Source organism: Moraxella sp. K02, from assembly GCF_041154755.1.
Taxonomy (GTDB): Bacteria; Pseudomonadota; Gammaproteobacteria; order Pseudomonadales; family Moraxellaceae; genus Faucicola.
Genome location: NZ_AP031590.1, coordinates 798405 through 824837, shown reverse-complemented (window position 1 = coordinate 824837; position 26433 = coordinate 798405). Strand labels below are relative to the sequence as shown.

Genomic DNA, 26433 nt, shown 5'->3' with positions numbered 1-26433 from the left:
ACATTTGACTAAGATTTTTGTAGGAATTTTACGTTTGCCTTGCTTGTTTCTCGCCAATGAAATAATTACACTAGGTTAAAGATATCTAATTGTGCTAAATTTTCCGTCTAATTGATAAACTGGTTACATCTAGCTTCATTGCTAAAAATTGATCACACGCGAGGCATGCAAATGATTACTAAAATCAAAAAAAATCAACAAGTCATGGTTCCTATCCATATCAAAATCACTGAAGAAATGCGGGATTTGTTGGCCCAAGTCGCCAAAAATCATGGATTTCCACGTATTCAAGGCTTGATTCGCTTATATATTCGCCGGGGACTCGATGCCGAGAATGTCGGCTACTCACTCGCCAAAGACAGCCGTTTTATCGAAAAGCTGAAGCGTCAAGGGGTGTCCGATGAGGTGATTTTTGAAGCGATTGATGAGACAGCCAATGAGCCAGAAGCCAAAGCAAACGATACGGCAAAATCTTAAGCATTTTTAGCCCCATAAAAAAACCCAAAACGCAAATGTTTTGGGTTTTTTAAGATTCATCAACGCTTTTATAGGCTTATCTTTTCTAGGCTTATACGCTTATACGGTGGGATGATTCACAACGGGCGGTAATGGCTGACCATTGAGCGCGGCGTCCAAGCGCTGTTTGTCTAGCGCATTTTCCCAACGTGATACGACAATCGTCGCACAGGCATTACCGGTTAAGTTGGTCAATGCACGGCACTCTGACATAAAGCGGTCAATCCCTAAGATAAGCGCCATCCCTGCGACTGGTGCCTAACACCAATAGTAATTCATCTTTGATGTACTTGATCATTTTGATGATTGAAAAGCCATTGTAACGTGCCACAGCAGCGAGTTATTAACAATGTGATAACGTATCAGCAAGGTAATTTTCAACATTATTGTTAAGCTGCAATGGGTCACATGGAGGCACTAAAACAATCCGTTGTATCAATATTTTTAGACGCAGGATTGGTGGGTTTTTGAGCGTTTTTCGCTTTAATATTTTGCTTAACATTAGCGCAAGGTATGAAGCCTAGGTATTAAGCCAAAATTTTCAGCATAGTTATCTAACTTTCTATTTAGCTTTCTTTCGCTAATATTTTTTGCATTAACGTAAAATAATGCTTGCATTGTTATTTCACTTGTATATAATAGCCACCACAATTTGGAAGCTTGGCAGAGCGGTTGAATGCACCGGTCTTGAAAACCGGCAAGGGTGCGAGCCCTTCGAGAGTTCGAATCTCTCAGCTTCCGCCATATTTAAAAAAACCCCTGACTTGATTAAGTTTTGGGGTTTTTTATTGCCTAAGATTTATCCCTATGAATATCATTCTTTTACCGCAAAATACCTCATCGACCGCTATTATTGATGATAAAACGAGCGTTATGCACTTAACACAGGTACTTAAAGTGACATTGGGCGATACGGTGAAAGTCGGTATCAAAGATGGCCACTTAGGTACAGCGGTTGTGAGCAATATCCACGATTTAAGTATTGAATTATCGCAAATCCACTGTACTATTGCGCCACCTGCCAAACTTCCACTTACTGTTATTTTGGCAATTCCCCGCCCCAAGGTGTTGCGTCGTCTATTTTTGGACATGACAGCGATGGGTGCCCAGCATATTATCTTGGTTAATAGTTACCGTAGTGAAAAGAGTTACTGGCAAACCCCATTTTTAACTCAACTCGATAACTATATCCATGAAGGCTTACAACAAGCCTGTGATACCGTAAGCCCAACCGTAAGCCTCAAAAAACGCTTAAAACCCTTTGTTGAGGATGAACTCCCTGCTTTAATCGCGGGTAAACAGGCGATTTTGGCACATCCTTATGCCAATGAGCATTTTACCCAAGTGTGGGACAATGCCCTGCCACATGTGCTAGTGATTGGGGCTGAAGGGGGCTGGATCGATTATGAAGTCGAATTATTCAAAAATGCTGGCTGCCAATCAGCGCATATTGGCAATCGCATCTTACGCACTGAGAATGCCGTAAGTGTGCTCTGCGGTCATGCACTGTTAACTAGCCAATAAAAAAGCCCTTAAAAATCGCCCTACATTGCCGTCAAATAACCTGCTATCGCCAAAGTTAAGCGAATGCAGGTGTGAAAAAATCATTACAACATCATAACAATTTTGTCTTGGGATTGATTTTGCATAAGGGTGTATGATATTTCCTGCTTCATGTCATAACGATAAAATTAAATAATATTGCATAACTAGATAATATGACTAGATAATATAACGAGATAAAAAGGAAAGCTGATGAAAGCGAGTGATATCTTAGATAACGCGACGTTTATGCCTTTTACTGCCCCACCTTGTTCGAATGGTCCCTACGAATTTTTTGACCGCGAATACTTTATTATCACCTACCGCACAGATCCTGAAAAACTGCGTGCTATCGTACCTGAGCCACTCCAAATCACTGATGACGCGCTGGTGAGTTACGAGTTTATCCGTATGCCCAACAGCACAGGTTTTGGCAACTATACCGAATCGGGACAAGTGATTGAAGTGATTGATGCCGAAGGCCGTCATGCCAATTATACCCATTGTATGTTTTTAGATGACTTTGGACCTACCGCAGGCGGGCGTGAGCTGTGGGGTTTCCCAAAAAAAATGGCGTCCCCTGTATTAACCGTCGACAATACCGACACCCTACTTGGCACCCTCGACTATGGCAGTGTGCGCGTAGCCACAGGTACTATGGCGTATAAATATGATGAGCTGGACAAAGCCACCGTCAAAGCCAATATGGAAAAAACGCCCAATTATTTATTAAAACTCATTCCCCATGTCGATGGCACGCCGCGTATTTGCGAGTTGGTGCGCTATTATTTGACCGATGTAGAAGTTAAAGCAGCCTATACAGGACCTGCTACCTTACAGTTATTTGACCATGTGATGGCACCCGTGTCAAAATTGCCTGTGCTAGAAATCGTCAAAACCTCTCATATTATTGCTAATCTCACCCTGGCGTTGGGTGAAGTAGCGGTAGACTACATTGCCGATGCGCAAGCCCGTCCCGATAGTAACTTTCAATAATTAATTTTCAATAATTAAAACGGTCATAATAAAACCACTTTGTCATAAAAAATTAAGGAGAAAAATATGGCTACTCAACTCACTACCGATTTAACAGGTAAAGTCGCACTCGTCACTGGTTCTGCAAGTGGCATCGGCCGCGATATCGCAGAAACCTACGCCAAAGCAGGCGCTGCGGTAGGTATTGCAGATATCAACCCAGATGCGGCGCAAGCAACCGTGGATGCAATCAAAGCTGCAGGCGGTAAAGCGGTTGCCATTGCAATGGATGTGACCAATGAAAACGCGGTAAATGCTGGCGTGGATAAACTGGTGCAAGAATTTGGGGATATTGATATTTTGGTATCCAATGCCGGTATCCAAATCATTAATCCAATCGACCAATTTAGCTACGCTGATTGGAAAAAAATGATTGCCATTCATCTAGACGGTGCTTTTTTGACTACCAAAGCGGCACTTAAATACATGTATCAAAATGACAAAGTAGGTACCGTCATTTATATGGGCTCAGTACACTCGCATGAAGCATCAGCCCTAAAAGCGCCGTACGTCTCTGCCAAACACGCGCTATTAGGTCTAGCCCGTGTATTGGCTAAAGAAGGCGCCGCCCACAACGTGCGCTCATACGTGGTATGCCCAGGCTTTGTCAAAACCCCACTGGTTGAAAAACAAATCCCAGAACAAGCCAAAGAAAAAGGCATTTCTGAAGAAGAAGTGGTGAAAAACGTAATGCTGGGTCAAACCGTAGACGGTGAATTTACCACAACCGATGATATTGCTCAATTAACCTTATTTTTAACGGCTTTCCCAACCAATGCGATGACCGGTCAATCATTTATCGCAAGTCATGGTTGGTTTATGAAATAGCCGAATACTGGCTTACAAAACTAAAGCACAAAACAAAGTACAAGAATAGAATACAAAACTGACTAATAAAAAAGGATTAGCGTGGCTAGTCCTTTTTTTTGCGTTTGCAATCTATATAAATGGTTAATGCATGGGTTACAAATCGTCAATGAACTTTCGACCATCGCTCGCCACAGGTTCATGATCAATTTTTTGAATCTCTGATTTTATAAGCTGTTCATTGTTATCAGCGATACATTGCATGATCATGGCAAGTTGTTGCTTGGTCGCATCTTGATATTTTTCTGCTAAAATTTGCCCGACGTGACCGGCGGTTTGGGCAGACTTTGGATTGGCAAGCCAGTGAGCCAGTTGCTGCGTTAATTCATCACTACCATTGACTTGCACCAATGCACCCGCTTGTTTTAACTGATCTACAATCAGTTGGCAAGATTGGGTATATTGTCCCATAATGATTGGCTTGCCGACAATGGCTGCTTCAATCGGATTATGCCCCCCGATATTGACCAAAGAGCCACCGACAATGGCAATGTCCGAAAGAGCATACCACACGCCAAGTTCACCCATACTATCTGCCAAATAAACGCTCTGGTTTTTGGCAGGTTCGCCATCTTGACTACGGCGAATCACCGGCAAATTTTTGGCATCAATCAATTTGGCGACATCATCAAACCGCTCGGGATGACGTGGCACGATAATGAGTAGCGGATGACGGTTGGCATACTGGGCTTTCACGGTTAAAAAGCTGTCTAAAATTGCCAATTCTTCGCCTTCATGGGTACTGGCTGCCAAAATCACGGCGCGATCTGACAAGTGCCAACTTTCTCGTAACTTTTCGGCACGGCTTAGCATCAATGGGTTGGTTTTACTAGACCATTTAAGCGAGCTGGCAATGCGGATTTTGTCACTGGTAGCGCCCAATTGGCGAAAGCGTTTGGCAGAATCGCTATCTTGGGCGATGATAAGGCTTAAATTCTCCATCATGCTTTGGCTAAGCTTGGCAGCTTTTTGATATCCCTTAAAAGATTTTTCAGACAAGCGGCCATTGACCAAAATCGTGGCAATTTGACGATTGCTCAGTTCAGCAAGCGTGGTGCCCCACAATTCAGTCTCGATAAATAGCGCGGCGACGGGTTGGACATGGGTCAAAAATTTATCAATCACCGCTTTGCTATCAACCGGTACAAAACTATGGTACACCTTGCCGTCTGCTATCTCAGGCGCAAACAGCTGTTCGACGCGGTTATAGCCTGTATGGGTGGTATTGGTCACCCACAGTGCATAGCCTTGCGCGAGCAAATCTCTTAAAATCGACTCGGCGGTATTGGTTTCACCGAGTGACACCGCATGGCACCAAATCAGCGGTTTTTGGGTGGTGATGGCAGGATAGACTTTACCAAATCTCTGCTCAATCTCATTGGGCAAGGTTTTGTTAATTTGCAGCTTGAGTTGGTACAGGGGTTTGAACATCGCCATCGATAGGCGGTAATAAAAAGGCGTGGCTTGCATAACGACTCTTGAAACAACTTAATAAAAAAATGCCGTCATTGTAAAAAACGAGGGCTAAAATAGCAATAAAAAACCCTACTTTGTGGGTAGGGTTTTTGAACTTAGACGTTCGCTAAATTCAACACCAGCCATTAGGCTTGTTCTGTCCAGCGTTTTTGTGATTCTTTAATCACCGCTTTCGCTTCCTCGATGTCGCCCCAGCTTTCAACTTTGGTTGTGCCCGCTTTTTTCAAATCTTTATAGTGATTAAAATGGAACTCGATTTGCTTAATCAGTTGCTGTGGTAAATCTGCTAGGGTATTAATCGCGTTACCGTTGTTGCGGTCATCGGCAGGTACCACCACCACTTTATCATCTACTTCACCATCATCCACAAATTTCATCACGCCAATGACTTTGGCTTCGATAAAGATGCCTGTTGGTAGCGGTGTGTCAGTGATGATCAGTGCGTCTAATTCGTCGCCATCTTCATCAAGGGTTTGTGGGATAAAACCATAGTTGGTTGGTTTGGCAAATAATTGTGGCTCTACGCGGTCAAGTTGCATCACGCCAAGTTTACGGTTCCATTCGATTTTGTTGTTTGAACCCGCTGGAATTTCGATAACCACGTTAATCACGCCGCCATCAACATCGCCCGCATCAAGAATTTGGTTAAAATCTGCCATGAGTTTTTCCTTTTTGTTAGTAAAGTTGTTTACAAAACTGCTTGTAAAAAAGTAGCCTAAAAGTGGGTTGATTATAGCAAAGTCTGTTGGCTTTCTCTATTTTTTCCCACCGCAACTTCTAGGAGATTATGAATATCCATAGGCAAGTTTGGAATTAAAAAATTTGGCCGTTTAACATTCTGGTTTGATTTTCTGGTTTTATTTAAAGCAACTTACTTTTCAATAAACTTGGCTTTGTCTTTAAACATACATTCATCAAACACCGGGCATTTGCCACATTCGGGACTTCTAGCTTTACAGGTGTAACGCCCATGCAAAATCAAATAATGGTGCGCGTCCAATATATAGTCCTGTGGTATGCGCGCGATGAGTTTATCTTCCACTTCTCGCACGTTTTTACCCGTTGCCAAGCCTGTGCGATTGCCGACACGAAAAATATGTGTATCCACTGCCATGGTGGGCTGCCCAAAGGCGGTATTGAGCACCACATTGGCAGTTTTTCGCCCTACCCCCGCTAGGCTTTCAAGCTCGTGGCGGGTTTGCGGTACTTCGCTAGCAAATTTATCCACCAAGTCTTGGCAGCATTTCATCACATTTTTGGCTTTGCTATTATATAGCCCAATGGTTTTGATATAGCTTTTTAGCCCCGCTTCACCCAAATCCAAAATTGCTTGCGGGGTATTGGCAACGGCATATAGTTTACGGGTAGCCAGATTGACACTGATATCGGTGGCTTGTGCCGACAGTATGACCGCGATTAACAATTCAAAGTTGCTCTGATATTCCAGTTCCGTCTCTGGTTTTTCAATAGCTGCTGCTAGTTTTTGGAAAAACGGCAACACGTTTTTATTGGGCATGCGCCGTGAGGGCGGTGTCTCTGCGGTTTTGGGCACTTGGATTTTTGATTTGATGTTGGCAACCATTATGCACTCTTTAGGTTATGGCAGTGTCGCAAGTTGCTGCTGCAAGGCTTGCACCAAGGCTTGTTTATTGTCATCAGCGCGTACGGCAAGTTGTTTTTCTAATTTTTTGATTTGGGTGCGTAGTTTTGCCGCTTCAATGGCGTTTTTTGCCGCTGCTGCATCGATATCGACTTTGATATCATTGAGTTTGGCTTGTACCATGCTGACCACAGGTTTGGCATTGGTGTTGTCATTGACTTGGCGTTCGATACGGTCAAGATGGGCGTAATAGCGCGCGCGTAATCCGTCTTGCTCGGTTTGCCTTGTCGCGTCATCCATCAACCGTGTGAAAGGTACCAGCTCGATGCAGTCCACTGGACAGGGTAGCAAACACAGCTCACAGCCTGTGCATAGGTCGGTAAAAATGGTGTGCATACGTTTGCCTGAGCCAATAATGGCATCGACAGGACACGCAGGGATACATTTGGTACAGCCAATGCAATCTTCTTCTCGAATGATGGCTCGCATTTCCATCGGACGATTGGTAGCGGTATCGGTTTGCCACTTTGAGGCTTCAGCTGTCAGCGGTATACGCCCAAGCAACTTGCCGATTTGGTCGGTGACTGATTGTCCACCGGGCACGCATTGGTTATGCGGCTCGCCCAGTGTGACAATGGAGGTGGCATACGGCAGACAGCCTTCAGGATGACCGCATAGCCCGCATTGGGTTTGCGGCAAAACTTGGTCAATTTGTTGTATTAATCGTTGATGCTCGATACTTAGGCTATTTAGGTTTAAATTATTAAATAGATTGGGTACCTCGAAAACAGGTTGGCTATCAGACATGGCTCAATTTTTATTCACTATAATCATCAATGTGTATTTTAGCATAGCTCATGCCTATTTCGCCTATACCCTATCAATACAAATCATCAATACAAATCACTTAATCAATCTATTTAAGATTGGTAATGCTGTTTAACCCATTCGATTAGTTGGTAAGCAATCGTGCCTTTTGGCGGGATGATAGGGCCGTTTTCATCTAAGCTATCTATATCAAAAAATTGGGCATCCATCAGCTCATTGTTATCTATGGTAATATCGCCACTTTGGTACTCTGCAATAAACCCTACCATTAAATTGCTGGGAAAAGGCCACGGTTGGCTGCCAAAATAGCGCAAATTGCTGACAGATAACCCCACCTCTTCCATCACTTCACGATGCACACATTGCTCTAAGCTCTCACCGACTTCTACAAAACCTGCCAGCACGGTATACATTCTGCTATCTGTCGCCCGTAGATGATGCGCCAACAAAATCTGTGATTTGTCCGTGGTGGTTTTGATGATGGCGGTGATGATACAAGGCTGTACTCTGGGATATTGGTGATAATGGCAGCTGGGGCAAACGGTGGCATTCTCAACGGGGTGTAACTCTGTGGGCGTACCGCAGCGACTACAAAATTGATGATCTTGACGCCAGCGTAACAACTGCATAGCTTTGGCTAATTGGCTGGATTGTAGCGCATTAAGGCTGCCAATCAGATGTCGAAAGCGCAGAAACTCAATCTGTCCTGTCATCTCTTCTGGCAATTGTGACAAGTCGATATCTTGATGGGCAATGGCATAGATACTGTTGCCTGCCTCATCGGTGTTCACTTTAACGGCCTGAACAGGCACGTCCTCACAACGATAAAAAAAAGGAAGTCCGCCTATACAAGCGAACTTATCGTTATCACAAATAAGCAAATCATGGTGTAATGCGGTCATATTGGTTACCAAATCACCCTAAGCCACAAGCATGTGTTGTAAGCTGCGATAGCCTACATACATTGCATGGTTGCCTGCGGGTTTGTTCGTTTCAAGACTTTCTAGATAATAATCTGCTGACATCACAATATCGGCAATTTTAGCAAGCTCATGCTCTGACAACTCGCGACCCTGTTGCTCGATTAAGTTTTGTAGCACTGTGGCACCGCGTTTTAGCAGTTGGCTTTGTCGAGGTAAGTTTAGAAATAAGCAAGCACCCGAGATAGTGCGCATGATATCAGGCACAGGCTTGATATGTAAAATATCTTTGTCGGTGTCATTTAGATAATCATTGAGCGCAGTTTCAATGGTGGCAATCGCGGTACGGCTTTCTTGGACGAGGGTGTTGTGAGCCGTTTCGATTTGATGTAGCGAAATCGTTTGGTTGTACACGGGCAATGTCACCGCACCTGGGGTATGTGATTTTGCCAGGTTAATCGCCGCATTTTCTGCCATCATTAAAGTGCCAAGCAAGCCATCAAAATCATCAGGCGTTGGCTGCGTCCAAGTTTTTACTTTGCCAATTTGTTGAGACAGCGCTGCACTAACCTCATTTAAATTTAAGGTTTTAAACACGCTACTTAAATCATGCAAATGCTGCGCCATGCTATCAATCTCATCTGGACTTGAATTGAGATTAACTTGGCGAGCATAACTGTCACTGGCAGATTTAATCAAATCAATTTCTTGCTGGATAAGCTGGTTAAGCGTACTAGTCACTTCACGGTCAGGTCCAAATAAGAAGCGGCGCATGGTTTTTAGCTGGGTTTCGTCTAAAGTATTGGCCGAGAATTTGTGCCGAACTTGCAAGGCAAGCTGGCTATCTCTTGAACTGGCAAATTGCACCAAATCAGCAAAGCGAGAATCATTGACAGGTAGATAGTCATTAAATTGTTGTTCAACAAAAATGAGCGCCCGCTTTTGCAGGTTACTAAGCGGTAACACCCCTGCCAAATCTGATACAGCGGCATCAGCAGCATGCCAAAACAAACTATCGGTACGTTTTGAAACCATTTCACACGCAGCTTGCATGGCGTTGAGTTTTTCTAGCTCTTTTGGCGATAATTGATTGCTCTGTGCAGTGAGTGCCACGCTCAGACCTGCGCGATAAGCTTCCACCAGTTTTTTTGGGTCAATGCCAAGTGATTTTAACGGTTGGTAATTTTGTTCTGGATTGGCAATGACGATACTGCTGTTTTTGTTAGCAGTTAAGTCTGATAGCTGCAGCGCTGGCTGATTCAAATCGCTGTGAAGTTGATTAATAACCGGCAACAACAGCGAAGGTTCAATGGTCTCTTTTAGTAATACAAACTCGATATAACGCGCCAACGTCATGATACCTTCTGACACATCCATCATCATGTCATTATTGGGTCGGTCGCGCTCGTCATAGAGTTTTTGCAGTCCTGCAGATAGACTATTGGCAAGTTCATAGCCTTCCTCTAATTGAATCAACCGCAATACTTTTGCCAGTTGCGCCAAGGTATCCACGGAATCAAGCAGCAACGGCGCTTGACTACTGTCGTCATTAAACTCACTTAAATGCATCTCGGCATCATGTAGCGTCACGGCAATTTCAGGTCTTAATAAATGCAATGAAGGCAAATCAAAATTGGTGGCCGTTAGTTTTTGTGAGTTAGGACTTGGCAGACTCATGTTTTTTTATCCAAAATGATTTTAGGGTGATAAAGATAAAATGACAGCGTTTAGGCGTTTTTAACGTAGACTTGCATATTAATCCAACGCACCTATGACAGCTACGCTTATTGCTGATTATTGTAAGACGTCCCTATGCCAGTGTCTATGTCAAAGTGTTAATACCCGCACAATAATTACACTTTATCATGAAATTTTGCCCATCGAAGAAATGACGTGACAAAATTTAATGAGACAATTTTTATTGTTAAACACTCGCCCAGTTTTCAGCCAGCTGTGGGTTGTTATTTTTTAAGGCGTTAAGCCATTCAAGATGCGCCTGCTCAGCATCACTACTCGCCAAAAAGCGCTTGATAGTCGTGCTAAAACGCTGATGCTCAGTTGCGCCGCCGACACCGCCACCGACATCATCATCGATGGCTAACGCAACCTGTCCGCCAGTCATCGCCAGATACACTTCCGCTAAAATCTCGGCATCGAGTAACGCCCCGTGAAAGGTACGGTCTTGTTTACCGACATTGAGACGTTTCACCAGCGCATCTAAGGTATTGCGCTGCCCTGCGAACATGCGTTTGGCGATGGCAAGGCTGTCTGTCACGGTGACGGCTTGGTTAATATCAGGCAAGCCAAGACGCGCAAACTCAGCTTGCAAAAAGCTCATGTCAAACCCTGCATTATGCGCGATGAGTTCTGCGCCTTGCAAAAAGTCATAAATCGCTTCACCGACTTGCTCAAACACGGGCATATCATTTAAAAACACATTGTGAATGCCATGAACGCGAATGACTTCCTCACCCATCTCAATTTTTGGGTTGATATAGACATGCAGTTTTTCACCGGTAAAACGTCGATTAATCATCTCAACGATACCGACCTCAATGATACGGTCACCATTTTGTGCTTCAAACCCTGTGGTCTCAGTATCGAGAATCAGCTGACGATTGGCAGTACCTTTGTGTTTGGCGATGGGTAATAAAGGTATAAAGGTCGGGTTGGGCTGACTGGTAATACCATTAAACGCTGGACGCTGAGCAATCAAGCTGTCATCTTGTGCGACAAATTGCCCTTGTGGGTTGGTGAACACCGCAAAATGTGGGTTAGCACTTATTGGCGAGTGGGTCAGCTCTCCCCCTAACGATGACTGAGTTGATACATCGATGCTAGTTTGAGTATGGATAGCTTGAGTAGGTTTGGTTTGAGCCTTGATTGTTTGGGTAGTGTTTGTGTGAGTAGTGCTTGCGGCGGGTTCACCGTCAAGTGCCTGCAAAAAGATATCCCCCATCATCTCACTTTCTGCAAACGCCATGTCTTGCGCGTCATCAAAAGACGTATCGCTAAAATCGCGGGTTAACGCTGAGTGATTGAGGACTGGGTTGTTATCGGTTGACATTGGATTCATGGGCGGGTCTTTTTTTTTATCATCAAAATCAGGGTTTTTATCACTAAAATCCGATTTAACATCTAAATCAGTGGTAGGATTGGGTGGATTTTTAATCACTTTGTTAAAGCTTTTGGGTAGTTGGTCAATGCCTTGGTTTGCAAGCTTATCGGCATATTCATTGCCATCATGACCGGCGTGTCCTTTGACCCATTGCCAGTCAATTTGTCTCTGCTCACACAGCTTATCAAGCCGCTGCCATAATTCCACATTTTTGACATTTTTCCAATGTTTCTTTTTCCACCCTGCCAGCCATTCGCTGATGCCTTTGATGACATAGCTAGAGTCTGACCAGATTTGAATCGGTAACGCTTTTGGGCTGTTTTCCAGTGCCGCAATCGCACCCATCAGCTCCATGCGGTTGTTAGTGGTATGCGCCTCACCCCCGCAAATATCAATTTGCTCACCCGTAGGTAAAATCACCACAGCGCCAAAGCCCCCTTTACCAGGATTGCCACGGCAGGCGCCATCAGTGTAAGCAAGGGTTCGACCCACAAGGGGCGTTAAGGCATGATTTGACATAGATAACAACCCATAAAAAACAGCAAAACAATCAAAAAAACAGCCCTCAGTATAAGAAAAAAAAGCATAAAAAGCCATGCCAAAACGTCTATAATAACCGCTTATAGTTGCTATCTGCAGGTTTAAAGGACGTCTATGCAAAAAAAATCTCGTGCGCGCGTGTCAGCTGTGTTGACCAAGGTGGGTATGGCTATGGTCTGTGCGCTAAGCCTAAATTTGGCAGCTTGTAACAAGCCCCAATCCCCTGCAACGACTAGCAGCGATGGCGCAAAACAGTCGCCAGCACTATCACAACCTGTCGCTAGCGATGATGTGTTTGTGGGCTGTTACACAGTCAGCCATACGGAACCTGCCCAAATCAAAATCATCAAAAATGGTGACAACTATGCCATGCAAATGCGCGAGTTTAACGACCCCAGCAAAAACTGGGACAAGCCTGAAGCCATGCAAGTCATCGCCACTGACAGCCCAGATATACAAAAATACTTTGACATCAAAGCCGATGAACATCAATATTTAGAAAAAGTCATTGCCCGTCCCGACCGCGTGTTTGTGCTTGCCAAAATCACCGATAGTTTTGCAAGCCTAAACCCGCAATTTGACAGCCCGTATCTAGGTTATATCTACAAAGGTAGCAATACTGTGTATAAAGTGGCATGCGAGCAAACCACCAACCTTTAATTACCTAAGTTGCTGCTTGACTTGATGAGCTTGATTTGATGCGTGAGTTAATATATCTCATCCAAATTTTAACCCCAAACGATTGATAGAGAAATAAGCGATGAATTTTTTTGCATGGTTAGTGCTGGGCTTGGTGGCATACACTAGTGGCTTTAGTATCCGTCATTTTCGATACAAAGGCACAACCCTCTCAAATGATAAAAAATGGCAATACGCGGCGATTTTTTTTGTGATCGCGCTCGTGGTGTTTGCGCTATTGAATTTATATGTTATGCATAAAGCTGCCCTTGATATGATGTTTGTGTTGGTATCGAGTTTGGTGGCGACAGGGGTTTTTTATTATGGTATCTCGGCAGATACCAACAACAAGATGAATATACCTGATTAAACATACCAGATTAGTTGAACCATGATTTTTTGTAAGTCGATGAATTTGTTTGGATAATAAAATGTCTAAAAAAATGGCGAATACTGACGCCCACTTGGCTGGCTTGACGCGGCGCCGACTGCTAAAGACAGGCATAGCGCTATCGGCAGCGACGGTAACGGGCGCAAAAGCGGATTTGACCATAGGCGGGCAAGTGATTAGCCAACCTTCACAGCGCTATGGGTCAAACAATGATGCTGATAACATGGCTTTTGGCGAGCCAAACGCTACGCCCATGACCCCCCAATGGGACTTTGTAACCATCAAAGCCAATTGTGAAGCCCTCAAAGGTCGCGGTGTCCACCTCCATCTGGTAGCGCCATCGGGATTTGGCAGTGATGAACAGCGTAACTTACTGGCGATTTACCGACTCACCCAAGCCGGATTTTATATCGACAATCCAGAAGTGATTAGCCGGCGTTATTTGCGTTTTGCAGGTTCAGACAGTGAGCGCTTGGGCGATATTACCGCGTTACTTAACCGGCCTGTACTTGAACTGCCTAAGATATTACTCGGCGTGCGTGGCGGCTATGGCGCGATGCGTTTGCTCAACAAACTAAGTAATCAGCAGTGGCGAATGCTGACGCAAAAACTCAAAGAGCGTGGCACACTGCTGATGGGATTTAGTGATTTTACTGCGTTGCAACTTGCCATGTACGCCAAAGGTCATCTTCCCTATGTGGCAGGGGCAATGCTCAGTAGTGACTTTGGCAAAACAGAGGTGAATACCGATACCATCCAAAGTTTTATCAATCTTTGTACCCAAAACCAGCTACGTATCCAAGTGCCAGAAGCTCAGCTTTATCGTGACACTGCGCGTGATTTGGCTAAGCCGATAAAAGGCATCTTATGGGGCGGTAATCTTAGCGTGTTATCTGCAATGGTGGGCACGCCGTATATGCCAACTGTCGAGAACGGGATTTTATTTTTGGAAGATACCGGTGAGCAGCCTTACCGTATCGAGCGTATGCTACAAACCTTGGTATTATCAGGTATTGTGGCAAAACAGCAAGCGATTGTGCTGGGCAAATTCAATTTTAGTGGCATCAGTGATGCTTACAATGGTGATTACACCTTTGATACTGTCATCCGTACTATCCAACAAGCGACAGGGCGACCCATCTACACCGATTTTCCCTTTGGGCATGTGGCAAGACGCATCAATTTTCCACTTGGTGTCCCTGTGACGCTTGACAATGTCGGCAGTGGCTATCAAGCAACGTTTAACCAGTTTTATCATCTTAAAACCGATGCAAACTTTGGCAATTTGGACTTAACTAAATTATTCGTCTAACGTATTTTCGGCAGATTGATTGCATGCTTACTTGAAAAATTACTTGAAACACTACTTTCAAAGCTACTTGCAAGATTAATTGTTAGACAAACGTAAAATTTTAACCGCGCCACTGGCGACCAAGGCAAAGACCAAGAGCCCAATCAACAGATCGGGATAGCGCGACTGGGTAAACCACGTTAACACCCCAGTCAAGATGACACCTAAGTTGACAATCACATCATTGGACGTGAATATCATACTGGCTTGCATATGTACGTCTTTACTTCTACTTTTCTGAAGTAGATATAGACATAAAGCATTACCGAGTAACGCCAACATCGAGATACCTATCATCATCGCAAAATTTGGTATCGTCTCTGCACCTAAAAATCGACGCACCACTTCCATCAATCCCGCTACAGCAAGCAGTAACTGCAACACACCTGCGACCTTAGCAGTCAGCTGTTTGGTTTGCAGCGAATGACCCACGGCAAACAACGCTAACCCATATACGAAGCTATCGGCAAGCATATCTAGACTATCAGCGACCAATCCCATTGAGCCGCTTAGCCAACCACTCACGGATTCTATGATAAAGAACAGCAAGTTAATAGCAAGCACTTGCCATAACAATTTGCTTTGTTGGTGATCGTTGCTAGTTTTGCTATTGGCTGCATCAGTCACTTGGGTGAGTTCCGAGCCAATGATCGAACTGTCAAAATTTAGCGGCTGTAGTTGCTGCAATATCACTGCAGCATCGCCTTCGTGAATTACTGTCATCTGACGATTGGCAATATCAAAGGCTAGCGAGTGAATTCGGGTATTGGGCGCTAATGCCATCCGAATCATTTGCTCTTCAGATGGGCAATCCATTTTAGCAATTTTAAATAGCGTTTTTTGCATAACTCATCTAATTGAAGACATGGTTAATTGGGGCTTATATTATTTTAAAACCTGTTTGAATTTTAACATGCAAACAGGCTTGTAATTTTTCAAATACGCTCGCATTGACTATCAGATTTCAATTTAGAAAATCCGGTTATTGTCATGCGTTTTGGCAAATTTGGCGATATTGGCTTCGATATTTTTAGCGATATTCAAATAATATTCAGCAAATTCATCGCCTGCGCCTTGATTGGCAATGACGGACGGCTCTCCTTTATCTGCTTGCTCGCGGATGCCTTTTGCCAGTGGTAATTGCCCCAGCAGCGGTACTTGATACTGTGCGGCCATTTTATCCCCGCCACCTTCGCCAAAAATCGCTTCGGTATGCCCACAGCTGCTACAAGTATGCAGCGCCATATTCTCTACCACGCCCAGCACAGGGATATGGGTTTTGCGGAACATCTCAATGCCTTTTTGCGCATCTAGCAAGGCGATATGCTGCGGGGTGGTCACAATCACCGCACCGGTCACAGGAATACGCTGGGCGAGCGTCAACTGAATATCCCCCGTCCCAGGTGGCATATCGATCACCAAATAATCAAGATTTGGCCAGTTGGTTTGATTGTAAAGTTGCATCAGTGCGCCTGTGGCTTTGGCACCGCGCCAAGCAATCGGGGTAGTGTCATCGCTCAACAAGCTACCGATGGATAGCATCGGCATGCCTTGCGCTGCAATCGGTACAAACTGCTCATGCTCTAGCTGCGGCTGCTGACCTGCCACGCCAAGCATACTTGGAATACTTGGACCATAGATATCCGCATCCAGCACGCCCACGCGTTTGCCCAGTTTTTGCAGCGCTAAGGCGATATTCACCGTCGTCGTCGATTTGCCAACCCCGCCTTTGCCTGAAGCTACTACAATAATATGCTCGATACGTGGATGCGGTGTTAATTCTGCTTGGGTGGTGGCTTTTTTGGCAATCGCAGGTTCAGGGGTTTCTGTGACTAATTTGTCACTTTGTGGCGCGACCTGAGTGACAGGTGGCATGGCATTGGTGGTTTTGGGTAGAGTTGAGCCACTGCCTTTGGTCGTAGGTTTTGGCGCAGTAGTGCTGTCAAACAAGGTAATATTCATATTCACTTCACTGACCCCATGAATATGCAGCTTTTGGCTCAAATCATGATGGATTTGTTCAGGATTGCAGTCATCGGGCAAGCGTAAATCCAATGTCAGACTATTACCTTGCTGTTTAACCCCTTTGACATACTGGCGAATTGGCTGATGATTAACGCGGTAGTCATCAAATAACTGATTAAGCGTGGACTCATCCACTGTCGCCACGGTTTTTGGTTTGATAAAGTTGAACATGATAGTTGCTTACCCCAATGTTGTTATTTTAACGATTTTAACCACTGTTAAGTGGGGTTTATTGCCAATTTTCACAGTGATAGATTGAACATATCTGTGTGAAAAGTAATTTTTCTTGTTTGATTGATGCCCATTGGTTGGGAAATGATGCGATTTAAGCTATCATACAGCAATAATAACGTTTTTTTAAACAAATCAATAACAGGTGTATTGTGAGAAAAATTTTAGTTACTAGCGCCCTACCCTATGCCAATGGTCCGATTCATTTGGGGCATTTGGTTGAGTACATCCAGACCGATATTTGGGTGCGCGCCATGAAATCATTGGGTCATCAAGTGACGTATGTGTGTGCCGATGATGCCCATGGCACAGCGATTATGCTTAAAGCAGAAGCCAACGGTGTCACGCCTGAAGAGCAAATTGCCGATGTCAAAGCCTCCCATGAAAAAGATTTTGCGGGATTTTTGGTTGATTTTGACAATTATTATTCGACCCATAGCCCAGAAAATGAGCATTACTCCCAGCTGATTTATAATCGCTTGTATGAAAACGGCCATATCTCGCACAAAGCAGTCGAACAGCTGTATGACCCAGAAAAAGGCTTGTTTTTGGCAGACCGTTTTGTCAAAGGCGAATGCCCAAAATGCGGCGCAAAAGACCAATACGGCGACAACTGCGAAGTCTGTGGCACCACTTACAATGCTACCGAACTCAAAAATCCTTACTCAACGCTTTCAGGTGCAACGCCTGTTTTAAAATCATCAATCCATTATTTCTTTAACCTGCCAAACTTTAGCGAATTTTTGCAAAATTGGACGCGTAAAGAAGGTCGCCTGCAGACCTCTATCGCCAACAAACTACAAGAGTGGTTTGATGCAGGTCTTGCCAACTGGGATATCAGCCGCGATGCGCCGTATTTTGGCTTTAAAATCCCTAACACCCCAGCCAGTGAACCCGACAAGTACTTTTATGTGTGGCTCGATGCACCCGTCGGTTATATGGCAAGTTTCAAAAACTTGTGTGACCAACAAGGTGCGCATTTAGGCTTAAATTTTGATGAGTATTGGTCAAAAGAAAATCATAACAACACCGAAGTTTATCACTTTATCGGTAAAGATATTGTATATTTCCACGCCCTGTTTTGGCCGGCTATGCTTGAAGGCGCAGGATTTAGAACCCCCACTGCCATCAACGCGCATGGCTTCTTGACCGTCAATGGCGAGAAAATGAGTAAATCTCGCGGCACCTTTATCAAAGCCGATACCTACTTGCAAAACCTTGACCCTGAATACTTGCGTTACTACTTTGCTAGCAAATTATCAGCCAGTGTGGAAGACATCAATCTTGACCTCGAAGACTTCATGCAAAAAGTCAATTCTGACTTGGTTGGTAAGGTCGTCAATATCGCTAGCCGCTGCGCAGGATTTATCCATAAAAATCATGGCAGTAAACTAGCGCTGACAATTAGCGAGCCTGCTTTGGTGCAACAAATCATTGATGCGGGCGAAGATATCGCTGCCGCTTATGAAGCGCGCGAATTTAGCAAAGCCATGCGTCTGATTATGGCGTGCGCAGACAAAGCCAATGAGTACATCGATGACAAAAAACCGTGGGCTCTTAACAAAGTCGAAGGTCAACAAGCTGAAGTACAAGCGGTGTGTACCGTCGCGCTTAATATCTTCCGTCAATTGGTGGTTTATCTTACCCCTGTATTACCATTGATGTGTGAGAAAGCACGAATTTTTCTCAATGTTGACAGCCTAGATTTTGATAGCCGTCATGCGTTATTGGTCGGACATACCATCAACGCCTTTACCCCATTGATGCAGCGGGTTGACAAAGATAAAGTTGCTGCGATGGTGGACGCTTCAAAAGAAGATTTAAACAAGCAGCCTGCTATCGCCAATCAACCAGCAACTGGACAATCTGGCGCGAGCAAAACCAAAGCCGCCGCTAGCGAACAACCCACTGACGATACAGCATTGATTGGTATTGATGACTTCGCCAAAGTCACCATGACAGTAGCAAAAGTGCTAGCCTGCAATAACGTGGAAGGTGCAGATAAATTGCTGCAATTTACCCTAGATGTGGGTGAGACAGATGGGCAGGGCAATGTGAAAACGCGCAATGTGTTTAGCGGTATCGCTAAATTTTATAACCCTGAACAATTGGTGGGCAAAACTGTGGTCTGCGTCACCAACCTTGCGCCACGAAAAATGAAGTTTGGTATTTCTGAAGGTATGATTTTATCGGCTGAAAAAGCCGGTCAATTGACGGTGGTTACTTTAGATGACCATATTCCTGCAGGTGCGACCCTTGCTTAATGGGCTTAACTGGCTTAATTGGGATTGATGGCGATGAGCTGAAACATTTTGACACATTCTTAATCATTTTTTTGGTCACAACAAAAAACCGCTGGTAATCATCAGCGGTTTTTTTATTAAGCTATCCTAAATATCAAAAAATCAATAATGTCACACGATTAGCGTTCGCCTTTACTTACGCTGATGCGGACGGGTATAGATTTTCGATTGGCTCTAACGGGATTAGCTGCCTTATTGTATTGGCAATAATGGGGTGCTTCAGCCGAAGGTAGAATAGCACCAACTACTAATACGCCTGCCATCAAGTTTGATGAGTTCATATAGCCTCCTTGTTGAGTTAGTGTACGATGATTCCATCTATGAATCATTTACCTTTACTAAGCACAGACATGTTTAACTTAATCAACGCTGCAACGAATCGTTTAAAAAAGATAAATAATGCTGCGAGTAGAAGCTCTATTCTAAAAGATATCGAAAGATTTTCATACCATTTTATTATGACAATTTCATGAAATATTCAATAATATTTATACATTATGTTTCAATTACGGACTTTATGTAATTAAGCATACTTATATATCGGTATTCATGACAGGTTTTGTTAATAATCTACTATTTATCAAAGCGTTTATAAAACCTTTTAATCCATAAAAACTTAGCCATAGTCGCAAACTTTTATTTATGTTATAGTAAACTAGTACATTGAAATGATATACTCGACTCACAAAACAAGTTTGATTATTGGGGAATGCTAACCCGAAGTGATGAACCAATTAACTTTATATGTGAGCCCAAAACATGCACAAGCCCAAGGCTTAACACTAAATCCTGAACTATTAAAAGGCGCGATTAACGTTGATACTACACTCGAGCGAAGAATTGATAAATAATCGCTATGGGTAAATAAGAAAAAACCCGCCTAACTAAATAGACGGGTTATCCAAACTGGGCAGTGAAACGATGCCTTATTTAAAGCACATTTAAAAATTTAAAGCACATTTAAAATAACACGTGTCGCTTCAAGCACATCAAGTACGCGGTTGTCAACACGTAGGCGAACTTCACCTGGACGCGGGCGACTGATAACTTTTGCCTGGCGATAAGCATTGTTATTTAACACATAGACATTACGGTCATTATATCGCTTGACGCTGTAATAACGACTATCTAGTTTTTTTGCCCAGCCAGGTGGTACCGCTTTACCACGTGCGACATTTTTTTGCAGTCCTGGGGGCAATTGGCGATACTGCTCATGGGTTAGGTAGCGACCCGTACGACTATCGTAGTATCGATTATCGCCTCTATCGCGATTTGTGTTGTAGCGTTGGTTTTGTTTGCGGTCAGCTTTATAGTGTTTTTGTTGCTGTTTCTGATGCTGTGTCCAAGTTCTAGCTTGTTTGTCTTGACCTTTACCATGACCAGGATCTGCAAAAACAGCGGATGAAGCCATGAACGAGCCCACTAAAAGTAAGCTAGTTAATAACGTCGATTTTTTCATTGTTATACACCTTTATCTGTACCTTTATATGTACGTTGGATAAGTAATTTTGTATGAAGCTATATTATGAAATTAAAATGTAACTTAATATGACAATGCTGTGGTAATTTTCTTTCTACTCAAAAACAATGCGCTATGACTTATTAGTTAGCTGATAACTTAGCGAATTATTATTAAAAAATGATACATTAGCGAAATGAGGCAGATTGTTATGTCATAGGAATTTATCAGATAATGCCTTTTTAACCAGTTACCCAAAGCTTTCATTATGGCTACTATATATAACGCTATGCGACTGCAAAATTAGCTGATAAAATGTAAATAATGTTTAACAATGCTGTATGATATTGTTATTGAAGTGTAAGTTTTTCTTTTTTAAGATTTACCTTTTTAATTGTTACCCTATGGATGGATTTTTGGAGTGATATATGTTGAACGCTACATTTGGTGTTTCTCGTTTGACCAAAGCAATGATGCTAGGTGGAATTTGTATGGCAAGCCTGATGGGCTGCAGCCAATCTAACAATAAAACAGCTGATGCCAGTAGCGCAAGCACAGCAGGTGCAACGACAGCGGCGTCAGGCGACACCAAGTCTGTTGCTATCACGGCAATCGTTGAGCACCCAGCATTAGATGCCGTTCGTCAAGGTGTGATTGAAGAGCTTGGCAACGAAGGCTTTAAAGAAGGTCAAAACCTAAAAGTAAATTTCCAATCAGCCCAAGGCAATACGGCGACTGCCGGTCAGATTGCCAAACAATTTGCCGCGGATAAACCCGATGCCATCGTTGCCATTGCTACCCCATCGGCGCAATCCGTCATTGCAGCGACCAACTCAATTCCTGTCATTTTCTCTGCAGTTACCGACCCGGTCGAAGCGAAACTGATAAAATCTTGGGAAGCCTCTGGCACCAACGTGACAGGCGCATCAGACATGTTACCACTTGAGCCACAGATTGAGCTGATGAAAAAAGTCGTACCAAATCTCAAATCCGTCGGCTATGTATACAGCCCAGGGGAAGTCAACTCAACTGTGGTACTCAAAGCGCTTGAAACAAAATTTAAACCTATGGGTATTAGCATCGTTGCAGCACCTGCACAGCGCACTACCGATATTCCCCAAGCGACTCGCGGTCTACAAGGTAAAGTTCAGCTCATCTATACCTCACTTGACAACAACGTGGTATCCGCTTATGAGTCGCTTTACCAAGCCGCTAAAGAAATCAAAGTCCCTCTAGTGGCGTCTGATACTGACTCCGTTGCCCGTGGTGCAGTCGCGGCGATGGGTATCAACTACAAAGATTTGGGCATCGAAACAGGTAAAATCGTTGGACGCGTCCTAAAAGGCGAAAAACCAGGTACCATCAAGCCTATCACTATGAATAAGCTTGATTTATACCTTAGCCCAAAACATGCGCAAGAAGTCGGTATTACGCTGCCACAAGAGTTAATTAGCCAGGCAGCCCAAGTAGAGCCTGCGCCAAAAGCTAAACAATAAATCTTTTGTCAGTTTTAGCTGTTTTAATGTGATTGTAAATTTAATTTCCCAGTGGCAACTAAAGTTTCAAAGCGCGTATTTGTACTTTAGTCGCATTACGCTTAATGCCACTTGGTTTACCTTAACACCTGACTGCTTGTTAAATTAACAAGCGGTCTTTACTTTTTTGTGTGAACAGTTATGTCGTTACTTGCTTTATTTGGTGCCCTAGAAAGTGGTCTAATCTATGCGTTAGTGGCTTTGGGCGTATACATTTCATTTCGGGTGTTAGATTTTCCAGATTTGACCGCGGATGGTAGTTTTCCCTTAGGTGGTGCTGTCGCAGGCGTGGCAATCATCGCGGATGTCAACCCTTGGCTGGCTTGTATCTTTGGTATGCTTGCTGGTGGTGTTGCAGGTTTGGTAACGGCTTGGCTACATGTCAAACTTGGTATTTTACAGCTGCTCTCAAGTATTTTAGTGATGGTCGCGCTGTATGCCGTCAATTTGCGTATTATGCAAGCGCCAAACTTGCCATTGCTCGGTGAGCCAACGATATTTGGCGAACTGGTGACTGATAGTAACGGCTATTGGATGCGCTGTGTGGTCATTGGTGGTGTGGTGATTGCTGCCAAGTTTTTCTTGGATTGGTTCTTTAGCACTGAGGTGGGCTTGGCGATGCGGGCAACTGGCTCCAACCTTAGAATGTCACAAGCACAAGGCATTGCTACCTCTCGAAGTATCTTGCTTGGTATGGCGATTTCTAACGGGCTGATTGCGCTTGCGGGTGCGATTTTTGTGCAAACCCAAGGCGGTGCCGATATTTCTATTGGTGTTGGTACCATTGTGATTGGTCTTGCTGCCGTTATCATTGGTGAAACCATCATTCCTGCCAAAAAAATGCTGTGGATTACCCTATCTGCTATTGTCGGGGCGATTCTTTATAAATTCTTTATCCAAATTGCGTTGTCAAATGATACCTTACGTGCGATTGGTTTTGGTCCTCAAGATGTTAACTTAGTCACCGCACTACTGGTGGTGATTGCTTTAATCCTACCAAAAATCAAATCAAAAATTTTGAGCAATCGCCATAAGCATGCTGCTTAACTTGGTATCAAATAGTTGATTTTAACTTTGGCACTTAACAACTTATAAAGTAAAGTAAAAGGACAATGCCTTATGATGAACGCAGACAACCTACGATTGACCTTCAATCCTGGTACGCCTATTGAAAACCCTGCCTTACGTGGTATCAGCCTGCGTATTGAAGCGGGTGAATTTGTCACGGTCATTGGTACCAACGGCGCAGGTAAGTCGACGTTTCTAAATGCTGTCGCTGGCACGATTCGGGTCGATAGCGGCAAAATTACCCTAAACAATATTGACGTCACCAAAAAATCTGCCCACCAGCGGGCACACTGGGTAGCGCGCGTTTTTCAAGACCCAATGGCAGGTACTTGTGAAGCCTTGACCATTGAAGAAAACATGGCGCTTGCTTACAAGCGCGGCGAATCACGTTTTTTAAAAGGCGCATTGAATCACAAAAACCGTGAAATTTTCCGTGAAAAACTGGCGATTTTAAAATTAGGGTTAGAGAATCGACTCACTGACCGGATGGGTTTGTTATCAGGCGGGCAACGCCAAGCGGTTAGCCTATTAATGGCGTCCCTACAGCCGTCAAAAATTTTACTACTCGATGAACACACGGCTGCCCTTGACCCAAAAACCGCCGCTTTCGTCTTGGAACTGACCGATAAAATCGTCCAAGAAAACAATCTCACCACCATGATGGTTACTCACTCCATGCAACAAGCGCTCAATCACGGCACACGCACCGTCATGCTACACCAAGGGCAAGTGGTACTAGACGTATCAGGCGATGAACGCAAAGGCATGACTGTTCATGATTTACTCAATATGTTTGAACGCACCCGCGGCGAAGTGGTAGAAGATGACAGCTTAATTTTGAGCTAATTTAACTGGGCCCAATCAAATGCGATGGGTTAAATAGAATAAGTTAAATAAACGCTAGAGTTTAACAAGATGAAGATGGATAACATAAGTTATCCATTTTTTTACACACAGTGATAAATTAATTCTTCATAATAACACTGGATAAGCAAGCAGTGACAATACTGCTATTTTCCCTAAATTTTAATTATAAAAAACAATATCCTTTGAGGTCACTATGTTTGATTTAAAATCACTTGTTACGAAAGCTGTCGAAGACAAAACGTTAAATGTCAATGAATACATCTTTATGCCAGAGCGCGTGGATATGATGGTAAAAGATGGACGATTAAGCTGTGTACTAAACACCAATGGTAAAGTTGATTTTATTTACCATAAAAATGGTATCACCGAAGTGCGTTCAGGTTTACGTAAAAGTCCGTTTACTTCGTTTCGCAATGAGCTTCACTATGGGGTGTATGATGATGTGGTGGATGAAGTGATTGAAGCGGTTGAAAAAATCATTGGCAGTCAATCCAAATACTTTAATTTTGCCGCAGATGCAGAATAAACAAGTGAATCATAAAAAAGCTGAAATGTTACTTTTCAGCTTTTTTTATGTCTTTTATTTATAGATGATTCCTTTATTTATAGATGATTAAAGGCGCTATCAATCGCATCGTCTAATCGCTCAACCGCGATGATTTTGAGACCTTGATATTGCTCTAATTGCGTTTTGGGGGCATTGGCTTTGGGTACAATCGCATGGGTAAAGCCATGTTTCACCGCTTCTTTTAGACGCTCTTGACCATTGGGAACAGGTCTGATTTCACCCGACAAGCCCACTTCACCAAATACCGCTAGGGTATAAGGTAAAGGCTTTTCCTTGATACTAGATGCACAGGCCAATAAAACTGCCAAATCTGAGCCTGTTTCAAGCACCTTGACCCCGCCTACCACATTGACATACACATCTTGCCCATTGGTTTGGATACCGCCATGACGGTGCATGACTGCCAACAACATGGCTAAGCGCTGATAATCTAAACCTAGTGCCATGCGCCTAGGTTGTCCTTGCGATTCATCGACCAACGCTTGTACTTCAACCAGTAGCGGTCTGGTACCTTCACGGCTAACCATGACCACTGAGCCTGCAATCGGTTTATCATAACGACTTAAAAATATCGCCGATGGATTTGCCACTTCTTTGAGCCCTGCATCCGTCATGGCAAAAATGCCCAGCTCGTTGACAGCACCAAAACGATTTTTCACCGCACGAATCATTCGAAAACGGCTGTCCGACTGTCCTTCAAAATACAGTACCGCATCTACCATATGTTCTAGCACGCGAGGGCCTGCCAGTGCCCCTTCTTTGGTCACATGCCCGACCAAAAATAACGCTGTACCCGTTTGCTTGGCATAGCGCGTCAGAATCGCCGCTGATTCACGGATTTGACTGACACCGCCTGGCGCGGATTGGATGGCTTCGGTAAACAAAGTCTGAATTGAGTCAATGATGGCGACGGCTGGTTGCTCTTGGGTTAGGGCTTGGCAGATCATTTCAACATTGGTTTCTGCCAATACTTTTAAGTTATTATTGGGTAACCCCAAACGACTAGCCCGCATTGCCACCTGTGACAACGATTCTTCACCGGTAATGTACAGCGCACTGCCGGCTAGACTTTGATTTTCCGCCATGTGAATCGCCGTCTGTAGCAAGATAGTGGATTTGCCAATACCGGGATCACCCCCAATCAGCACCACAGAACCTGCTACTAAGCCGCCGCCTAACACCCGATCAAACTCACCAACACCTGTTGGTAGCCTAGTATCGAGCGACATAGGCACGGCATTAAGTGGCATGACGCTCGATTGCTCGCCCGCGTAGTTGCTGGCTTTTTTGGTGACAGGCTTATGATGTGGCATGCTAACCGTCGGCGCTTCGACAAGGCTATTCCAGGCGCCACATTCGGCACACTGTCCCGACCATTTACCGAAGTTTGCGCCACATTGTTGGCACACGTAGGATGATTTTGATTTTGCCATAGATTCCAATTTGCAATGAAAAATTTAAAAATAAAGAAAAATTAAAGAATAAAGAAAAATTTAAAAATAAAGAAACTTAAAG

24 protein-coding genes, 1 tRNA gene and 2 pseudogenes are annotated in these 26433 nt (G+C 43.9%); 14 read left to right on the top strand and 13 right to left on the bottom strand.

Annotated elements, in window-relative coordinates:
- The first annotated feature begins 171 nt into the window (after positions 1 to 171).
- The gene (locus ACAM39_RS03810) at positions 172 to 477 is read left to right on the top strand and encodes a CopG family transcriptional regulator (RefSeq protein WP_128678115.1); all 306 of its coding nucleotides are present in this window, start codon (positions 172 to 174) and stop codon (positions 475 to 477) included.
- Between the two features lie 99 nt (positions 478 to 576).
- On the opposite strand, the pseudogene ACAM39_RS03805 reads toward ACAM39_RS03810, so the two are convergent.
- Positions 577 to 771: pseudogene (locus ACAM39_RS03805) on the bottom strand (cation:dicarboxylate symporter family transporter); the annotation flags it as partial.
- 399 nt (positions 772 to 1170) lie between these two features.
- On the opposite strand from ACAM39_RS03805, the gene ACAM39_RS03800 reads away from it, so the two are divergent.
- From ACAM39_RS03800 to ACAM39_RS03785, 4 genes are all read left to right on the top strand, one after another.
- A tRNA-Ser gene (locus ACAM39_RS03800) sits at positions 1171 to 1260 on the top strand.
- Between the two features lie 63 nt (positions 1261 to 1323).
- Positions 1324 to 2040: a 16S rRNA (uracil(1498)-N(3))-methyltransferase gene (locus ACAM39_RS03795; protein ID WP_369628270.1), complete on the top strand. Its 717-nt coding sequence runs from the start codon at positions 1324 to 1326 to the stop codon at positions 2038 to 2040.
- Positions 2041 to 2271: 231 nt separating this feature from the next.
- On the top strand, positions 2272 to 3054 hold the full coding sequence (locus tag ACAM39_RS03790; RefSeq protein ID WP_060994805.1) for an acetoacetate decarboxylase: 783 nt from the start codon (positions 2272 to 2274) through the stop codon (positions 3052 to 3054).
- Between the two features lie 66 nt (positions 3055 to 3120).
- A complete protein-coding gene (locus ACAM39_RS03785; protein ID WP_369628269.1) occupies positions 3121 to 3921 on the top strand; it encodes a 3-hydroxybutyrate dehydrogenase in 801 nt (266 codons plus the stop codon).
- A gap of 135 nt (positions 3922 to 4056) precedes the next feature.
- Here ACAM39_RS03785 and ACAM39_RS03780 read toward each other — a convergent pair whose 3' ends face one another.
- The 7 genes from ACAM39_RS03780 to dnaQ all read right to left on the bottom strand — a co-directional run bounded on the left by ACAM39_RS03780 (position 4057) and on the right by dnaQ (position 12421).
- The gene (locus ACAM39_RS03780; protein WP_369628268.1) at positions 4057 to 5430 is read right to left on the bottom strand and encodes a 3-deoxy-D-manno-octulosonic acid transferase; all 1374 of its coding nucleotides are present in this window, start codon (positions 5428 to 5430) and stop codon (positions 4057 to 4059) included.
- Positions 5431 to 5561: 131 nt separating this feature from the next.
- Positions 5562 to 6095 (bottom strand): inorganic diphosphatase, encoded by a 534-nt coding sequence (locus ACAM39_RS03775; protein WP_060994803.1) that lies wholly within the window; start codon positions 6093 to 6095, stop codon positions 5562 to 5564.
- A gap of 212 nt (positions 6096 to 6307) precedes the next feature.
- Positions 6308 to 6952: an endonuclease III gene (nth, locus tag ACAM39_RS03770; protein WP_369628567.1), complete on the bottom strand. Its 645-nt coding sequence runs from the start codon at positions 6950 to 6952 to the stop codon at positions 6308 to 6310.
- A gap of 81 nt (positions 6953 to 7033) precedes the next feature.
- Positions 7034 to 7843, bottom strand: coding sequence for an RnfABCDGE type electron transport complex subunit B (locus ACAM39_RS03765; RefSeq protein WP_369628267.1), 810 nt, complete (start codon positions 7841 to 7843; stop codon positions 7034 to 7036).
- A 113-nt stretch (positions 7844 to 7956) separates the two neighbouring features.
- Complete coding sequence (gene nudC / locus ACAM39_RS03760; protein ID WP_369628266.1) at positions 7957 to 8766, bottom strand: NAD(+) diphosphatase; 810 nt, start codon at positions 8764 to 8766, stop codon at positions 7957 to 7959.
- An 18-nt stretch (positions 8767 to 8784) separates the two neighbouring features.
- Positions 8785 to 10461 (bottom strand): hypothetical protein, encoded by a 1677-nt coding sequence (locus tag ACAM39_RS03755; protein WP_369628265.1) that lies wholly within the window; start codon positions 10459 to 10461, stop codon positions 8785 to 8787.
- A 247-nt stretch (positions 10462 to 10708) separates the two neighbouring features.
- Positions 10709 to 12421: a DNA polymerase III subunit epsilon gene (gene dnaQ / locus ACAM39_RS03750; RefSeq protein ID WP_369628264.1), complete on the bottom strand. Its 1713-nt coding sequence runs from the start codon at positions 12419 to 12421 to the stop codon at positions 10709 to 10711.
- Between the two features lie 135 nt (positions 12422 to 12556).
- On the opposite strand from dnaQ, the gene ACAM39_RS03745 reads away from it, so the two are divergent.
- The 3 genes from ACAM39_RS03745 to ACAM39_RS03735 all read left to right on the top strand — a co-directional run bounded on the left by ACAM39_RS03745 (position 12557) and on the right by ACAM39_RS03735 (position 14823).
- The gene (locus tag ACAM39_RS03745) at positions 12557 to 13102 is read left to right on the top strand and encodes a hypothetical protein (protein ID WP_369628263.1); all 546 of its coding nucleotides are present in this window, start codon (positions 12557 to 12559) and stop codon (positions 13100 to 13102) included.
- A 100-nt stretch (positions 13103 to 13202) separates the two neighbouring features.
- Entirely contained in the window at positions 13203 to 13490 is a 288-nt protein-coding gene (locus ACAM39_RS03740; protein WP_369628262.1) for a hypothetical protein, read from the top strand.
- A 61-nt stretch (positions 13491 to 13551) separates the two neighbouring features.
- Positions 13552 to 14823 carry an LD-carboxypeptidase gene (locus tag ACAM39_RS03735; RefSeq protein WP_369628261.1) on the top strand — a complete coding sequence of 424 codons (1272 nt, stop codon included), beginning with the start codon at positions 13552 to 13554 and terminating at the stop codon, positions 14821 to 14823.
- Between the two features lie 75 nt (positions 14824 to 14898).
- On the opposite strand, the gene ACAM39_RS03730 is transcribed toward ACAM39_RS03735, so the two are convergent.
- Both ACAM39_RS03730 and apbC read right to left on the bottom strand, forming a co-directional pair.
- Positions 14899 to 15708 (bottom strand): cation efflux transmembrane domain-containing protein, encoded by an 810-nt coding sequence (locus ACAM39_RS03730; protein WP_369628260.1) that lies wholly within the window; start codon positions 15706 to 15708, stop codon positions 14899 to 14901.
- Between the two features lie 123 nt (positions 15709 to 15831).
- Positions 15832 to 17058 (bottom strand): iron-sulfur cluster carrier protein ApbC, encoded by a 1227-nt coding sequence (apbC, locus tag ACAM39_RS03725; RefSeq protein WP_369628259.1) that lies wholly within the window; start codon positions 17056 to 17058, stop codon positions 15832 to 15834.
- Positions 17059 to 17270: 212 nt separating this feature from the next.
- On the opposite strand from apbC, the gene metG reads away from it, so the two are divergent.
- The gene (gene metG / locus ACAM39_RS03720; RefSeq protein ID WP_369628258.1) at positions 17271 to 19382 is read left to right on the top strand and encodes a methionine--tRNA ligase; all 2112 of its coding nucleotides are present in this window, start codon (positions 17271 to 17273) and stop codon (positions 19380 to 19382) included.
- 158 nt (positions 19383 to 19540) lie between these two features.
- Here metG and ACAM39_RS03715 read toward each other — a convergent pair whose 3' ends face one another.
- Positions 19541 to 19702: a hypothetical protein gene (locus tag ACAM39_RS03715; protein ID WP_156652031.1), complete on the bottom strand. Its 162-nt coding sequence runs from the start codon at positions 19700 to 19702 to the stop codon at positions 19541 to 19543.
- A gap of 435 nt (positions 19703 to 20137) precedes the next feature.
- Here ACAM39_RS03715 and ACAM39_RS03710 point away from each other — a divergent pair.
- Positions 20138 to 20272, top strand: a pseudogene (locus ACAM39_RS03710) (ABC transporter substrate-binding protein); the annotation flags it as partial.
- Between the two features lie 98 nt (positions 20273 to 20370).
- Here ACAM39_RS03710 and ACAM39_RS03705 read toward each other — a convergent pair.
- On the bottom strand, positions 20371 to 20832 hold the full coding sequence (locus ACAM39_RS03705) for a hypothetical protein (RefSeq protein ID WP_369628257.1): 462 nt from the start codon (positions 20830 to 20832) through the stop codon (positions 20371 to 20373).
- Between the two features lie 551 nt (positions 20833 to 21383).
- Here ACAM39_RS03705 and ACAM39_RS03700 point away from each other — a divergent pair.
- The 4 genes from ACAM39_RS03700 to ACAM39_RS03685 all read left to right on the top strand — a co-directional run bounded on the left by ACAM39_RS03700 (position 21384) and on the right by ACAM39_RS03685 (position 24876).
- Positions 21384 to 22376 carry an ABC transporter substrate-binding protein gene (locus tag ACAM39_RS03700; RefSeq protein ID WP_472828269.1) on the top strand — a complete coding sequence of 331 codons (993 nt, stop codon included), beginning with the start codon at positions 21384 to 21386 and terminating at the stop codon, positions 22374 to 22376.
- Positions 22377 to 22556: 180 nt separating this feature from the next.
- Complete coding sequence (locus tag ACAM39_RS03695) at positions 22557 to 23462, top strand: ABC transporter permease (protein WP_278932373.1); 906 nt, start codon at positions 22557 to 22559, stop codon at positions 23460 to 23462.
- 72 nt (positions 23463 to 23534) lie between these two features.
- Entirely contained in the window at positions 23535 to 24329 is a 795-nt protein-coding gene (locus tag ACAM39_RS03690) for an ABC transporter ATP-binding protein (protein WP_036593505.1), read from the top strand.
- Between the two features lie 214 nt (positions 24330 to 24543).
- Positions 24544 to 24876: a hypothetical protein gene (locus tag ACAM39_RS03685; protein ID WP_096488671.1), complete on the top strand. Its 333-nt coding sequence runs from the start codon at positions 24544 to 24546 to the stop codon at positions 24874 to 24876.
- Between the two features lie 77 nt (positions 24877 to 24953).
- Here the strand turns inward: ACAM39_RS03685 and radA are convergent, their stop codons facing one another.
- Positions 24954 to 26351 carry a DNA repair protein RadA gene (gene radA / locus ACAM39_RS03680; protein ID WP_050324120.1) on the bottom strand — a complete coding sequence of 466 codons (1398 nt, stop codon included), beginning with the start codon at positions 26349 to 26351 and terminating at the stop codon, positions 24954 to 24956.
- Between the last annotated feature and the right edge of the window lie 82 nt (positions 26352 to 26433).

Bases quoted from the DNA above. Each gene is read 5' to 3' on its own strand.
- ACAM39_RS03810 (WP_128678115.1), top strand. From the start codon at position 172: ATGATTACTAAAATCAAAAAAAATCAACAAGTCATGGTTCCTATCCAT.
- ACAM39_RS03795 (WP_369628270.1), top strand. From the start codon at position 1,324: ATGAATATCATTCTTTTACCGCAAAATACCTCATCGACCGCTATTATT.
- ACAM39_RS03790 (WP_060994805.1), top strand. From the start codon at position 2,272: ATGAAAGCGAGTGATATCTTAGATAACGCGACGTTTATGCCTTTTACT.
- ACAM39_RS03785 (WP_369628269.1), top strand. From the start codon at position 3,121: ATGGCTACTCAACTCACTACCGATTTAACAGGTAAAGTCGCACTCGTC.
- ACAM39_RS03780 (WP_369628268.1), bottom strand. From the start codon at position 5,430: ATGCAAGCCACGCCTTTTTATTACCGCCTATCGATGGCGATGTTCAAA.
- ACAM39_RS03775 (WP_060994803.1), bottom strand. From the start codon at position 6,095: ATGGCAGATTTTAACCAAATTCTTGATGCGGGCGATGTTGATGGCGGC.
- nth (WP_369628567.1), bottom strand. From the start codon at position 6,952: ATGCCCAATAAAAACGTGTTGCCGTTTTTCCAAAAACTAGCAGCAGCT.
- ACAM39_RS03765 (WP_369628267.1), bottom strand. From the start codon at position 7,843: ATGTCTGATAGCCAACCTGTTTTCGAGGTACCCAATCTATTTAATAAT.
- nudC (WP_369628266.1), bottom strand. From the start codon at position 8,766: ATGACCGCATTACACCATGATTTGCTTATTTGTGATAACGATAAGTTC.
- ACAM39_RS03755 (WP_369628265.1), bottom strand. From the start codon at position 10,461: ATGAGTCTGCCAAGTCCTAACTCACAAAAACTAACGGCCACCAATTTT.
- dnaQ (WP_369628264.1), bottom strand. From the start codon at position 12,421: ATGTCAAATCATGCCTTAACGCCCCTTGTGGGTCGAACCCTTGCTTAC.
- ACAM39_RS03745 (WP_369628263.1), top strand. From the start codon at position 12,557: ATGCAAAAAAAATCTCGTGCGCGCGTGTCAGCTGTGTTGACCAAGGTG.
- ACAM39_RS03740 (WP_369628262.1), top strand. From the start codon at position 13,203: ATGAATTTTTTTGCATGGTTAGTGCTGGGCTTGGTGGCATACACTAGT.
- ACAM39_RS03735 (WP_369628261.1), top strand. From the start codon at position 13,552: ATGTCTAAAAAAATGGCGAATACTGACGCCCACTTGGCTGGCTTGACG.
- ACAM39_RS03730 (WP_369628260.1), bottom strand. From the start codon at position 15,708: ATGCAAAAAACGCTATTTAAAATTGCTAAAATGGATTGCCCATCTGAA.
- apbC (WP_369628259.1), bottom strand. From the start codon at position 17,058: ATGTTCAACTTTATCAAACCAAAAACCGTGGCGACAGTGGATGAGTCC.
- ACAM39_RS03715 (WP_156652031.1), bottom strand. From the start codon at position 19,702: ATGAACTCATCAAACTTGATGGCAGGCGTATTAGTAGTTGGTGCTATT.
- ACAM39_RS03705 (WP_369628257.1), bottom strand. From the start codon at position 20,832: ATGGCTTCATCCGCTGTTTTTGCAGATCCTGGTCATGGTAAAGGTCAA.
- ACAM39_RS03700 (WP_472828269.1), top strand. From the start codon at position 21,384: ATGGGCTGCAGCCAATCTAACAATAAAACAGCTGATGCCAGTAGCGCA.
- ACAM39_RS03695 (WP_278932373.1), top strand. From the start codon at position 22,557: ATGTCGTTACTTGCTTTATTTGGTGCCCTAGAAAGTGGTCTAATCTAT.
- ACAM39_RS03690 (WP_036593505.1), top strand. From the start codon at position 23,535: ATGATGAACGCAGACAACCTACGATTGACCTTCAATCCTGGTACGCCT.
- ACAM39_RS03685 (WP_096488671.1), top strand. From the start codon at position 24,544: ATGTTTGATTTAAAATCACTTGTTACGAAAGCTGTCGAAGACAAAACG.
- radA (WP_050324120.1), bottom strand. From the start codon at position 26,351: ATGGCAAAATCAAAATCATCCTACGTGTGCCAACAATGTGGCGCAAAC.